This is a genomic window from Pseudomonas sp. NFR02 (genome assembly GCF_900119375.1).
Taxonomy (GTDB): domain Bacteria; phylum Pseudomonadota; class Gammaproteobacteria; order Pseudomonadales; family Pseudomonadaceae; genus Aquipseudomonas; species Aquipseudomonas paracarnis.
Genome location: NZ_FPJJ01000003.1, coordinates 543,301 through 556,751 on the forward strand (window position 1 = coordinate 543,301; position 13,451 = coordinate 556,751).

The 13,451-nt window shown below is 57.1% G+C and carries 8 protein-coding genes; 5 read left to right on the forward strand and 3 right to left on the reverse strand.

Annotated features, from left to right (window positions below; translation table 11 throughout):
- Nucleotides 1–200 precede the first annotated feature (200 nt).
- The gene (locus tag BT199_RS12815) at nt 201–2,366 is read left to right on the forward strand and encodes a condensation domain-containing protein (RefSeq protein WP_072434607.1); all 2,166 of its coding nucleotides are present in this window, start codon (nt 201–203) and stop codon (nt 2,364–2,366) included.
- A 47-nt stretch (nt 2,367–2,413) separates the two neighbouring features.
- Here BT199_RS12815 and basC read toward each other — a convergent pair whose 3' ends face one another.
- Nucleotides 2,414–3,730, reverse strand: coding sequence for a putative histamine N-monooxygenase (basC, locus tag BT199_RS12820; RefSeq protein WP_032903017.1), 1,317 nt, complete (start codon nt 3,728–3,730; stop codon nt 2,414–2,416).
- A 95-nt stretch (nt 3,731–3,825) separates the two neighbouring features.
- Nucleotides 3,826–8,187, reverse strand: coding sequence for an amino acid adenylation domain-containing protein (locus tag BT199_RS12825; RefSeq protein WP_072434608.1), 4,362 nt, complete (start codon nt 8,185–8,187; stop codon nt 3,826–3,828).
- 140 nt (nt 8,188–8,327) lie between these two features.
- Here BT199_RS12825 and BT199_RS12830 point away from each other — a divergent pair, with 140 nt between their 5' ends.
- The 4 genes from BT199_RS12830 to BT199_RS12845 are packed head-to-tail and all read left to right on the forward strand — an operon-like array spanning nt 8,328 to nt 12,941.
- A complete protein-coding gene (locus BT199_RS12830) occupies nt 8,328–9,473 on the forward strand; it encodes an isochorismate synthase (protein ID WP_019817100.1) in 1,146 nt (381 codons plus the stop codon).
- 28 nt (nt 9,474–9,501) lie between these two features.
- Nucleotides 9,502–11,337: a (2,3-dihydroxybenzoyl)adenylate synthase gene (locus tag BT199_RS12835; RefSeq protein WP_072434609.1), complete on the forward strand. Its 1,836-nt coding sequence runs from the start codon at nt 9,502–9,504 to the stop codon at nt 11,335–11,337.
- A 39-nt stretch (nt 11,338–11,376) separates the two neighbouring features.
- Entirely contained in the window at nt 11,377–12,591 is a 1,215-nt protein-coding gene (locus BT199_RS12840) for a histidine decarboxylase (RefSeq protein ID WP_014718553.1), read from the forward strand.
- Nucleotides 12,592–12,605: 14 nt separating this feature from the next.
- Complete coding sequence (locus BT199_RS12845) at nt 12,606–12,941, forward strand: isochorismate lyase (RefSeq protein WP_014718554.1); 336 nt, start codon at nt 12,606–12,608, stop codon at nt 12,939–12,941.
- A gap of 312 nt (nt 12,942–13,253) precedes the next feature.
- On the opposite strand, the gene BT199_RS12850 is transcribed toward BT199_RS12845, so the two are convergent.
- On the reverse strand, nt 13,254–13,451 hold the full coding sequence (locus tag BT199_RS12850) for a hypothetical protein (protein WP_032872340.1): 198 nt from the start codon (nt 13,449–13,451) through the stop codon (nt 13,254–13,256).

Genomic DNA, 13,451 nt, shown 5'->3' on the forward strand with positions numbered 1-13,451 from the left:
TCAGCTTTTGACTAATGCGAATAGGTATGATTATTATTTAACATCATACGGCGTTCATTGACCCCCTGCAAATGTGAGTTGCTTGCACCTTCTCTTGCGCCTGGATTTCTGAGCGTTGCAGCAGACCGAGGATCGGCCTGTCGGCACTGCGGTGCCCTCTCTACTTCTTACTGTTCAGTTTGATAAGGCGGGAAATTTCCATGATGGAACTCAATCCAGACTCGTTACCGAAACTGTCTGTCACTGATAACGAAGAGCATTTCTGGCTCTTGCAGCAGCAATATCCCGAACGCGTGCTCAAGCACTTCAGCGCCTGGCGATTCGACGCCGACATTGACCTTTCACGACTCATGTCAGCGATCAGGAGCGTTATCGAAACACTCCCCGATCTGAATGCGCGCTACCTGTTCAACGACGATGGCGAAGTGCACAAAGTGCACGCCGCTGACTGGCAGTCCTGCATTGAGCTCATGCATCTACACTCGGACGTAGAGGCCACCGAGCATTTGCGCGCGCAGCAAATGGCGCCCTGGGACGCGCAAAGCCAGCCGCCATTCAAGGCGTTGATTATCCAAACCGGGCAAGACACTATCCTTGGCTTCATACTCCATCAGGTCCTCGATCAGAGTTGCCAGGAAGACCATTTGTATCACCAGGTATTGAGCGCCTATATAGGCCACTCGGCCAGCAATACGCCTTGGTTGCACGGCTTGGCGAATGGTGAAGCGCTATCGTCACCCATCAGTGCGCCCACCGCCCAGCCTGCGGCCAACGACGACGTTGCGTCGATTATTCTTGATGAGTTTCGAGCGGCCCTGGTAGAGCCTGACATGCAACTCACTGATGATTTCTTTGATTTCGGCGGTCATTCGCTACTGGCCACACGCATCATTGGCAAGCTGCTGAGCGGCCATGGCATTGAAGTCCAGTTCAATGATTTTTTCAGCGCGCCGTCGGCCGCCGCCTTGGCTGCACACGCCCATATCATCGAGCAAAACGATGCAACTGCTGTTGCCATGGACCGCCAGCAAGACGTACAGAGGGCACCTTTCGCGCTGGCCCAAGCCTCCCTTGGGCGGGCTTACGCAGCCTTTGAGTTCGGGACAATTTTCAACCTGCCCTTTGCCCTGGACTTCCTCGACCAGGTGGATGAAGCACTGTTCGAGCAAGCTTTCCGTGACCTGCTCAAGCGTCACGCCAGCCTGCGTTCAACCTTCCACTTCGAGGGCTCTGAGGCGTACCAGCAGATCGTGCCGTTCGAGCAGCTGTCCGAATACAAGTGGTTCTGGCCAAGCCAGGAAAGCCGGGGTGCAACGCTCAAAAGCGAAGCCACCTATCAGTTCGACCTGACCCGCGAGCTACCCCTACGGGTTCGCTTCATTTACGACCCGCAACGCCAACGCCAAACCCTGTCATTGCTGATCCACCACATGGCCATTGATGAATGGTCACTCAACGTGATGATGGAGGAACTGGCTCAGGCCTACCTCGCCCGTGCAGCAGACAAAGCACCCACTTGGTCAGCGCCTGCACCGTCATTCCATGAGTTCGCCCTACGACAACAGGCCACTGGCATCAATCAACAGCATCTCGACTACTGGACGAGCATGTTGCGCGGCGCAACCCAGGGCCTGGCACTGCCGTCCCCTGACTATCAGGCCAGCGTGCCGGCCAGCGAAGTGTCGACGAACGCGCAATGGTTCGAAATCAAACCCGACCAGGCGCTCACCGATAACCTGTATGCCTTCGCCAGACGGAATAACGCTTCGCTGTTCGGTGTGGTCTATACGGCGATTGCGTTATCCCTGCATAAGCTCGGTAATTTGAAAGACCTTGTGATCGGTACGTCCGCCTCCGGCCGCACCGACCCAGGGTTTTATGAAACGGTCGGTTACTTCACCACGATGGTGGCGCATCGGGTGCAGTTCGATCCCCAGCAGGCCGTTGGCGCACTGATTGAAAACACCACTCGCCTGATCAATGATTCCATGGCTTATGCCGATATTCCGATGGAGCAGATCCAACAGGCCCTCGGCATGACGCCCGCAGACGGCCTGCTGTTCGACGTGTACATTCAAATACACGCCAACAACGCCTTGAATGGCACCCTGAGCACACCGGACGCCGGGACGATCCGCTACCGGCAGATTGACCCGGACAAGAACCAATCGATGTTCGGTATTCAGTTCGAAATCATGGAGAACACGATCGACGGCAAACGCTCGCTGCGCCTGGTCATTACTTACCGTTCGGACCGCTACAGCGCAGCACAGATGGCGCGCCTGAGCACGACCATAGATCAGGTGTTCGCGCTGTTTACGACGCCCGACGCAGCCCGCACCGCCCTTAACCATATCCACCTATAACCTGATCAGGGTCTTGGTAATGCTACCAAGACCCTCAACCCTCGGCTCTACGCTTCATGCATCCCGTATCGCTGGAACGATGACCGTTTGGGCAAGCGGTAGTAAGGCTGGCCAAGCAACTGGTTGATAATCGTTGCATTGCGAATCGCCGCAATCCCCAAGTCCGGCGAACCAACACCATGCTGGAAGATCTCCGCATTCTGCACGAAGACACGGCCCGTGCCTGCATCGCAGCGGCGTGCGGTGAAATCGTCCTGGACGATACAGTCACCATACTCATCGGTTTCAAGCACCACGCCCTTGAGCCTTTCAAACCACTGCGGCCATGTATGCCCGTAGCCTGTCGCCGCCACAATGGCATCAGCTTCAAGAGTGCCGGTCTGGTTCAATTCACGGTGCCGGTAAGCGATTTTCAGCATGCCATCAATCTCTTCCACGGCCTGCACCTCGCAATTGGATAGCAACGTCAGGCCCGGATCACTGCCGCCAATCGAGCGTTCATAGATCAGGTCGTAGATATCAGCGATGGTCGAGAAGCTAATGCCTTTGTACAGCAGCCCTTGCCCTGCAACGATGGCACGGCGTCGCTCCCTCGGAATGCTGTGGAAGTACTCCATGTAGGACGGCGTAAAACACTCCTGCCCCAGTTTCGAATACTCCATGGGATGAAAACCCGCTGAGCGTGTGATCCAGCGAATCGACGCCCCTGCTGCAATCCGCTCGGGTGTCAACTCGCTGAACAAGGCCAACACACATTCGGCCGCACTTTGGCCGGAGCCAATGACCGTGACCCGCTGGCATTTCGACAACTGTTGCTGACGCTTGCCGAACTCCGCCGAGTGCATCACCGGCGCGGTGCTCTTGACCTGTGCCCACTGGGGCAATACAGGCGCCGTACCGACACCAATCGCCAGGTCCCGACTGTGATAATAGCGCTTGAAGCCTGACACTGATTGGCTCTCTACCAGAAACTGGCCAGCGTTGGCGTCATACGTCACATCACAGATCTCCTCGCCGAAATGGCAGGCTGGCAGCTGCTGCGACGCCCAGCGGCAGTAGTGATCGTATTCACGGCGAGGCACCTGAAAGTTTTCGTAATAGTAGAACGGGTACAGGCGATCGTGCTGATGCAGGTAGTTCAGATAACTGAGCTGATGGGTGGGATCCGCCATCGTCACCAGGTCGGCCAGAAACGGAACCTGAAGCGTTGTGCCTGGTAACAAAAGCCCTTCATGCCAGCGAAATTCCGCTTTCCGGTCAAGGAATACACCGGTCACGCCAGGATGCTTGGACAGTAACGCGGCCAAACCCAGATTAAAGGGGCCAATGCCAACGCCGGTAATATCAACACTTTGTACATCCATCATCCAATCCATCTCCCTAGGCCCAACTGTTTGGTTATTGCAGTTGACGTGCGCGCAGGCGCGCCACCGCGCTTATATCAACATCCGTTACACGCTCAGGAACTCTCAGCCATGAGCAGGCGTTCAACGTCTTGTGCATTGCGACAGCGTAGGAGCTGCCCTGGCGAAAGGCGCACCGAGAAATCCTCTTGGACCCGCGCCGAAATCGCCTTCAAATGCTGGGGCCGTAGCCCAAGGCTAATAAAGTCCACGCTGGCATTCGCCCCATCCGCCAGCGGTCGCCCCAGTACGCTCAAGTAGATATCCAATACCTTGTTGCGTGGGGTCGAGCGCCTCATCGCAGCGGGCTCACTTGCGTCATTTACCGAAGCCGTAAGCAGGCTGCGGGCCCGTTGACGATCAGGCTTGCCGTTCTGCGACAGCGGCAACGCGTCCACCCTGAGCAAACGCGTGGGCACATGGGAGTGCGGCAGGTGCTGACGGGCGAAGTTGCGGAGTTCGGTGGTGGTCGGCTCTTCGCCGCCCTGCTGACAGACATACAAAGCGCCAATGCAGACCTCGCCTTGGCGCTGCTCGCCGTAATCCACGACCAACACGTGCCTGAGCGACGGATGATTGATCAGCGCTATCTCGATATCCGGAAGCGATACCCGCACACCGCGAACTTTCACGTAGCCATTTACCCGACTGTCGAAGATCAAGGTACCGTCGCGGCGGTAACGCCCGCAGTCACCGGTCCGGAACGCCCGAACGGCTTGGCCATGTTCATCAGTGACGGTCACGAACTCGCTTTGAGCCAACTCGCCGTTTTCGAGGTACCCCAGCGCGAGATTGACGCCGGCGGTGTGAATTCGGCCAACTACGCCTGCCGGGCAATGCTCGCCTCGTGGGTCTAGGACAAAGTAGCTATTTCCGGGCAAGGGCCTTCCATAAGGAATCAGCGCACGGTCATCGTCCGTAATTTCATGCCAGATACTCCAGATGGTGGTCTCCGTCGGCCCCCCCAGGGAAATCAACCGAGATGACGGCAGCAGTTCACGCAACTCGGCGATCACGGCCGGCTTGATGTAATCACCGCCCTGGGCAATCAAACGCAGGCTCTTCAAATCATGGCTGGTGCGGCATGAAAGGAGCATTTCCAAAATAGCGGGCACAGAGCACCACAACGTCACCTGATGTTGGGCGATCAACTGGTTCCAGCGTACGGCGTCCTTTTCCTCGCCACCCCCGGTAAGCACCAATGTTGCCCCTGCCGTCAGGCATCCGAAAACGTCAAACACCGACATGTCGTGGTGAAGTGGAGTCACGGACATGAACACATCGCGCTCGGTGACAGCCCAACGTTCAAGGGTGCTGCCGACGACATTGGCGGTGGCTCGGTTGTTCAGAACCACGCATTTGGGTTTACCAGTGGTGCCCGAGGTATAAAGGTAATAGGCCGGGGCGTCGCTTAACGACAGGTCATCCAGCACGGGCATCGCCTGGGTCTGCACAGCCAAGAGTTCCGCCGGTGTAGCCGTGACTGAGCCGACAGACTCATGCTGGGCAATCACCACAAGATCGGGCTGACAGTTTTCCAGCAGGTAACGCAACCGCTCGGCCGGCGCTGAAATGTCGATGGGAACCCAGATTACGCCTGTCAGAGCACACGCCAACGTCACCATCGTATGTTCCGGGCTGCGAGGCAGGCAGATGGCGACGACTTGCCCACGTGATAATCCGCGCGCTTTCAATGCCCCGATGATGCAGCACACGCTGTGGCCGAGTTCGGCATAGCTGATTAGCCGATCACCACTGATAAGAGCAGTTTTGGTATTGCTCCGATCAAAAATGTTGGTCGCGATCCTGTCGAGAAACCCTTCGCGGCACGCTTCAGTGACCCGACTATTGAAACGGTAGTGGCCTTTTTCGATTATCGCCTTGGCATCAACGGCCAAAACCCCGCTTGTGGTGGCTTGGTCGACCGCTTTTTCGATTGCGTTCAAAACGGCGCTGACAAGCTCCGGCTCCAGCACTGCGCGTGCATAGTCGATATCGAACACCAATTCGCCGTCGGCATTGGCCGAGAAGCGAATATCCATCGCCACCTGTGGCGTCTGGGTCAGACCGCCGTGCAGGCTCATCGGGCTGCCCTGCGCCGAGACTGGCCAGGAAAACCCGTTGGTGATCACCACCGGAAGCACCGGGCCGGGACCATGGGACTCGAACAGCAAACGAGCAAGGTCCACCCCTGAAAAGCTCAGGTGCTGCAACCCTTCCAGCACATCTACTTGCAGCTTGGCAGCGCGTTCGGCAAAACCATCTGGCTCGGCGCTCCAATTGATCGCGATAAAGCTCGAGCGATTCGCAAAGGCACCGACCGTTTGCGGGGCAACAGGCACCGCAACACACAAACCACCCTCATCGAGCCAGTGCGAGAGCACTTCGAGCACCAATGCCATTAGCGTGGTGTTTTTAAACAGCCGCTGCCGCGCGCCCAACTTGCAATAGGCGCCGAACGTAGGCTTGGGGATCAGCAGGCTCTGTCGCTCGTAGCGTGAAGCGCCCACCCGATCCAGCGCAGTGATCCACGGCAGCCGCGGTGCCCCGCTGACCGCAGCAAGCTTGGCTTTCCAATAAACGGAATCTGCCTTGCGCTTACTGTCCAAATCCTCTGGCTCGGATGCCGTCTGCGGGAACGACTCCTCGCCAGTTGTGCCGTCGAACAGCTCGACCATGAGGGTGGCGATTGAGCGCCCATCGAGAATCAAGGCGTCGAGGCGTACGAAGACGCTCAACTGGCCCTCCGGAAGCTTGAAGATCGTGACGTTCCAGGGCGAACGGTCCAGCTCGAACAACGCATGCGCATACGCCTCGCGGCGCGCCTCGACGTAGTTGAGCGCCTCTTCTGGCGATAAGGTCGTAAGGTCGACTTCGTCCAGGTTCAACTGCACCTCATCGCTGACGAACTGCACGAGTTTCTGCGCGTCGATGCGTACTCTCAGGCTTTCGTGGCGCTGGACCATCTCGACCAGCCGGCTCCGCAGCAGTGCCGGATCCATAGCGCCGCGGTACTCGCGAAACTCTTGCATGGCCACACCACCCAGCGGCATCTGCGCGCTGCGCCCAAGCAAATAAGCCTGCTGTAAAGCGGTCAGTGGTTTTGCGACAACCGCTGGCTGGGAGAGTGGCTGGTCCAGAACAGCGGAGCAAGCGGCCACCTCGCGCACCATCAGCACGAAACGGTCGAAAAACTCCGACACCCAGGCGGGTGGTAACGCATCCAGACGGATATCCCAATTGATCAAGATGCCGCCGTCGGCGCAGACAACCTGCGCGTCTAGCGCAACCTGAGGCCCTTGGGAAACCACCCAGTTCATGGGGCCCAACACTCGCCGCACCCGCTCAGAAAGAAGGTCTGCGCCAGACAGATCCAGCCCGGCGGTAAACACAACAGGGGCCAGTTGCGCAGCGCCATGATGACGCGACAGGTCGCGCATCAGGTTCACCCCGGGATAAGCGCAATGCTCGAGCAAATCCACCATATTGCCTGCCAGTTGCCTGCACAGCTCGGCCAGGCTCCGGGCCGCCTCCAGATCGATATCCAGAATCAGCATGTTGGCAAAATCGCCGACGATCCGCTCAACCTCGCCCACCAGCGCAGGTCGCCAGAACGTAGGGACATTGAGGCGAAATCGCTTGTCTCCCGTTTGGGCGCCGAGGGCCGCTGCAAACACCCCCATCATCAAGGTAGACAGCGTTATTCTGCGTTCGCGGGCGAGACGCTGTAACGCCTGGCGCTCTTCTGGACCCAGCCATGTGCTGAGTCGATCGCTGTGCGGCTGGTCAGGCGGGGTTTCAAGAAAAGGTAACGTCGGCGCCGGCGTGATATCAGACAGACGCTCGCGCCACCAGCGACGGTCCCGGTCGCGGGCCGTTTTAAGTGCGCTATCGGTGCGCGCTTTGTCATACCAGTCGAAGAACGATGGCGTGTGTGGCAGAGCGGCCTCTGGATGTTCATAGAGCTCTGCCAGGTCTTCTATCAACGTGCGAAAACTGGATGGGTCAATGGCGATCATGTCCGTATCGACATGCAGCCGAAACGCATCATTGGCCAGCAGGCTCACACAAAACCGTGCTGCGGGCCCTTGACACAGATCAAGCTGCTGATGAGTCCATTCCTCACGCTTGCAGAGCAGGCGCTGCGCAACCTCCTCTTCACTTATCGAACGTAAATCCTCCACCTCCAATAGCGGTGACTGGTCCATCGCAGCAATGGATTGAAGCCCTTCCGCATTCAGCCTGACTCGCAGCATGGGGTGCAGCCGACATACCTGCTCAAGTGCCTTGCGCAGCCGCTCCAGCTCAATGCAATGGCCATCGAATTCGGCATACAGATGAGCTGAAACTTTCCCTAAAAACGCATGAGCAGTCCGCCCGATCCAACAGGCGGCTTGCATTGAAGTTAACTCTCTCATGGCTCACTCATGTGATTGACAAATCGTAATGATTAGCATCACATATTAGAAACGATAATGATTCTATTTCAAGTTTCTTTTTATCCCTAGGCCACGGAGGCTTCCCCCAAATGAGAACGGGCACCCTAAGAACGACCGAGATGGAAGAGGTGCAACTCGCAGAGGTACAACGTAGTTTTTCGTTCACATCCGGCGATCGCGAGTTAGCGGTCACCGGGATGCTGCAGAGAATTGAAACACCTGCCATTGGCGGCGATGACGCCAATAGCCTGTTCCAGCAGACAATTGCGCAAGCGCTTGATCGGGCGCGCGAAGCTGGCCAGAGCAACCCAATCATCGTTGGCGCCATCCCTTTCGACCCTGCTGAACCTTCCTGCCTCTACATTCCCGAACACGCGCAATGGCGGACCCGAGACATCCACGCGAAAACGGGTATGTCGACGCTGCCTGAGTTGATCGAACAGAAAAACATTCCGGACGAACAGGCCTTCAAACGGGCGGTGGAACACGCCGTCGTCAACTTCCGCCACAGCGACGTACGCAAGGCTGTGCTCTCGGTTCAACGCGAGCTGATATTTGCAAACGATGTGGATGTGAGTGCCCTGCAGCACAACCTGAAAGCCCAGAACCCGAGCGGCTACCACTTCCGTGTGCCAATGCCTGATGGCACCACGCTGATCGGTGTCAGTCCCGAACTTCTGGTCCGCAAGGAAGGCCTGAGCTTTCTGTCCAACCCGCTGGCAGGGTCAGCCAAGCGCATGGCCGATCCAGAAGCCGACCGGCGCAATGCAGACTGGTTGCTGACATCGGAAAAAGATCACTACGAACACGGGTTCGTGACCCAGGACATCGTCAGCCAACTGGGGAAACTGTGCACGCAGCTGAATGTGCCGCAACGCCCCTCCCTCATCAGCACGCCCGCGCTCTGGCACCTCTCGACCCGCATCGAAGGTACGCTGGCAGACCCGGCTGTATCGGCCTTGCAGCTTGCCTGCCGCTTGCACCCCACACCGGCTGTGTGCGGCTTCCCCACCGAGCGCGCCCGGCGCCTGATTCGCTTCGTCGAACCCTTCGAGCGCGGCCTGTTCACCGGCATGGTGGGTTGGTGCGATGCCCAGGGCAATGGCGAATGGGTCGTAACGATTCGTTGCGGCACGGTCAGGCGAAACAAGGTCCGCCTGTTCGCCGGCGCAGGCATCGTTGAAGCCTCAAGCCCCGACTCCGAATGGGCAGAAGTCCAGACCAAGCTTGGCACCATGCTGCGCGCCTGCGGATTGGCCCACTAACTCGAATTTTTTTTCACACGTGAATACTATGACTATTGAATTTAACCACTGGCCTCTGGAAAGCGCACAGCGTTATCGGGACAAAGGCTATTGGCTCGACAAACCGCTCACCCACCTCCTTCAGGAACGCAGCCAGTCGCAACCCGACGCCCCCGCGATTATTTGCGGCGATCGCCACTTCAGCTATGCCGAGTTGGACCAATTGTCTTCCAACCTGGCCTCGCGACTGGCCGCCAGCGGGCTTGGCAACGGTGACACTGCACTGGTGCAGTTGCCCAATATCGCGGAGTTTTACATTGTCCTTTTTGCCCTGCTCAAGTCAGGAATCGCCCCCCTCAACGCGCTCTACAGCCATCGCAAACTTGAACTCAAGAGTTACGCCAAACAAATCGCGCCAACGTTGTTGATTGCCTCCCGCGAGCATGAAGTCTTCCGTGACGACAGCTATATCGCCGACTTCAAGGAGGTGGGTTCAAGTCCAGACATCATCTTGCTATTGGGCGAGCAACGTCACGAAAACAACCTCGCCGACTGGATCAATACGCCGAGCGAGAGCAACGTGAACGTCTCCCCCTCGGGGCCCGGCGAGGTCGCATTGTTCCAACTGTCAGGCGGCAGCACGGGCACCCCCAAACTCATCCCCCGCACTCACAACGACTATTACTACAACGCCAGGGCAAGCGCGCAAGTATGCGAACTTACGCCACGCACGCGCTTTCTATGCGCGCTACCTGCCGCCCATAACTTCTTGCTCAGCTCCCCCGGCGCCCTCGGTGTTCTGCATGCTGGCGGCTGCATCATCATGGCGCCCAGCCCGGAGCCCTTGACCTGTTTTTCGATCATCCAGCGCCAAGAGGTCAATACTGTGGCCTTGGTGCCAAGTGCAGCCGCCTTGTGGCTGCAGGCAGCGCCGGAGCATAAAGAACAACTGCAATCGCTTGAGTTCCTCCAGGTCGGTGGCGCCTGTTTTGCCGACTCGCTGGCACGCCAGGTGCCCGGCGTGCTCGGTTGTAAGCTGCAACAGGTATTCGGGATGGCCGAAGGCCTGATCAACTACACCCGGCTAAATGACTCCGACGAACAGATTTTTACTACCCAGGGCCGTCCGATCAGCCCCGACGATGAAATCAAAATCGTTGACGAACAAGGCCTCCCCGTCCCGGACGGAGAACCTGGCATGCTCGCCACACGTGGCCCTTACACTTTTTGCGGGTACTACCAAAGCCCCGAACAAAATGCCCAGGCGTTCGATAACGAGGGGTACTACTACTCCGGCGACCTCGTCCAACTCATGCCCAGCGGCGATTTGCGCGTGGTCGGCAGGGTCAAGGACCAGATCAACCGTGGCGGTGAAAAAGTCGCCTCGGAGGAAATCGAAAACCTCATCGTCCTCCATCCTGATGTGACTCACGCGGGCTTGGTGGCCATGCCCGATGACAGGCTGGGAGAAAAAAGCTGCGCGTTCGTCGTCTCACGCAACCCGAGCCTGAAGCCGCCCGCGCTCAGACGTCACCTGATGGAACTCGGCATCGCCGAATACAAACTGCCCGACCGCATCCGGTTAATCGAAACCATGCCGCTGACCCCCGTGGGCAAGATTGACAAGAAGCATCTGCGTCAGCTTCTGGCAGCGGAAACCACCCGCGCCTGGTTGCAGACTCGCGTGCGGCAACTCGTCGAGGACTGTGAAGACCTGGACCCCGAGGAAAACCTGATTTTCTATGGCCTCGACTCCTTGCAAGTGATGAGACTCGCTGCCGAACTCAAGGAGCGTGGCATTGCCGTCAGCTTCGAAGAACTGGCGGATTCGCCCACGCTCAGCAGCTGGTGGTCATTGGTAGACGCGAGGCAGATAGCCGCCTGACCGGGCGGCGTCACCCAGTCGTTTTAAAAGGAGTTAGACATGACTTTATCCCCTGCCGACCAAAGCAAGCTTGAAGGCTTCTGGCAGCACTGCGTGACACATCAGTATTTCAACATTGGGTATCCCGAATCAGCCGATTTTGATTACTCCCAGCTGCACCGTTTCTTGCAGTTTTCAATTAACAACTGCGGGGACTGGAACGAGTACAGCAACTACCTGTTGAACTCGTTCGACTTTGAAAAAGACGTCATGACGTATTTCGCCGAGCTGTTCAACATTGCCCTTGAAGACAGTTGGGGTTACGTCACCAATGGCGGGACGGAAGGCAATATGTTTGGCTGCTACCTGGGACGCGAACTGTTTCCGGACGGCACCCTGTACTACTCGAAAGACACCCACTACTCCGTGGCAAAGATCGTCAAATTATTGCGGATCAAATGCCGTGCGGTCGAATCGCTGCCCAATGGCGAAATCGACTACGACGACCTGATGGCAAAAATAACCGCCGACCAGGAGCGTCACCCCATCATCTTCGCCAACATCGGCACCACGATGCGTGGAGCCGTGGATAATATCGTGACCATCCAGCAACGCCTGCAACAGGCAGGCATTGCCCGCCACGACTACTACCTGCACGCTGATGCGGCCTTGAGCGGGATGATCCTGCCCTTCGTCGATCACCCACAACCCTTCTCGTTTGCCGACGGCATCGACTCGATCTGCGTCTCCGGCCACAAGATGATCGGCTCGCCCATTCCTTGCGGAATTGTCGTGGCCAAACGCAACAACGTCGCGCGCATTTCAGTGGAAGTGGACTATATCCGCGCCCATGACAAGACCATCAGCGGCTCGCGCAACGGCCACACACCCCTGATGATGTGGGCGGCACTGCGCAGCTACTCATGGGCTGAATGGCGCCATCGAATCAAACACAGCCTGGACACGGCACAGTACGCCGTCGACCGCTTCCAGGCCTCGGGCATTGATGCCTGGCGCAACGAAAACTCCATCACCGTCGTGTTCCCTTGCCCATCAGAAAGAATTGCGACGAAATACTGCCTGGCCACCTCCGGTAATTCGGCACACCTGATCACCACACCTCATCATCACGACTGCAGCATGATCGACGCCTTGATCGACGAAGTGGTTGCCGAAGCTCAACTGAATACCCTTCGATCCAAGCGAGCATTCACTGAACAAACGGTCGTCGAGCGATTGCCCGCGGCGTCATTCAACTTGCGTACCCATTATTGAAAGAGACCAGCCTCATGCTGCCGCTAAAACCGCCACAAGCCTGCGAGAACCTCAATGACATTCGAGCGGGCATCGACTTTTTTGACCGCCAGATCCTTGACTCGCTACAAAAACGCCTGCGTTACGTAAAGGCTGCGGCGCAGTTCAAAGCCAACGAACAGGACATTCCAGCACCTGAACGCGTCGCGGCCATGCTTGAGGAGCGGCGACTATGGGCGGTAGAAGCCGAACTTGATGTCGCTTTCGTCGAGAAGCTCTACGAGCAGATTATTCACTGGAATATTCAACAGCAAATCCTGCATTGGCGGGCCACCCGACAACCAACGTACTCGGCGCAGGCCAAGTCATGACGATGGCGGGTGGATGCCTGACGACTTGAGGTCTGCGATTCACGCGGGCTGTCCTTGTTCGAGTGGTGTGTGTTCACAACTATCACCGTAGACCAAGGGCGGCCTTTTCTTCATTTTTTTGTAATCAGATCAGCCTGTTAGCTGTTAATTAAGTGCCATTCAAATCTGTCCCCTTTTTTTTTCGCCATAATGCTGATATCGAATTCTTTGCATTTGACCTTGCCCGTAATTCGATTGGCCGCAGTGTCGGGTAGAGTCACCGTAGCCCCATCTATTCTGCTCTACGCCCCCCCGGCACTACCATAGCCCGCGTTAAAAATCCGACTCGCAATTAAATAAAACACAGACACCATCTTCCTTCCCAACCAAGCTGATTGGCTTTTTACTTACGCCACCGTCAACTGAAATCTCAACCATAAGAGTTTGATCCTCAAATGAGCGTAATTCTTCAATTAATTCAGAAATGGTCTTCCCACGTGTAATCCAATCCGGCATCTCAGTTTTTTTCAT

Bases quoted from the DNA above. Each gene is read 5' to 3' on its own strand.
- BT199_RS12830 (WP_019817100.1), top strand. From the start codon at position 8,328: ATGGAAGAGGTGCAACTCGCAGAGGTACAACGTAGTTTTTCGTTCACA.
- basC (WP_032903017.1), bottom strand. From the start codon at position 3,730: ATGGATGTACAAAGTGTTGATATTACCGGCGTTGGCATTGGCCCCTTT.
- BT199_RS12840 (WP_014718553.1), top strand. From the start codon at position 11,377: ATGACTTTATCCCCTGCCGACCAAAGCAAGCTTGAAGGCTTCTGGCAG.
- BT199_RS12835 (WP_072434609.1), top strand. From the start codon at position 9,502: ATGACTATTGAATTTAACCACTGGCCTCTGGAAAGCGCACAGCGTTAT.
- BT199_RS12815 (WP_072434607.1), top strand. From the start codon at position 201: ATGATGGAACTCAATCCAGACTCGTTACCGAAACTGTCTGTCACTGAT.
- BT199_RS12825 (WP_072434608.1), bottom strand. From the start codon at position 8,187: ATGAGAGAGTTAACTTCAATGCAAGCCGCCTGTTGGATCGGGCGGACT.
- BT199_RS12845 (WP_014718554.1), top strand. From the start codon at position 12,606: ATGCTGCCGCTAAAACCGCCACAAGCCTGCGAGAACCTCAATGACATT.
- BT199_RS12850 (WP_032872340.1), bottom strand. From the start codon at position 13,451: ATGAAAAAAACTGAGATGCCGGATTGGATTACACGTGGGAAGACCATT.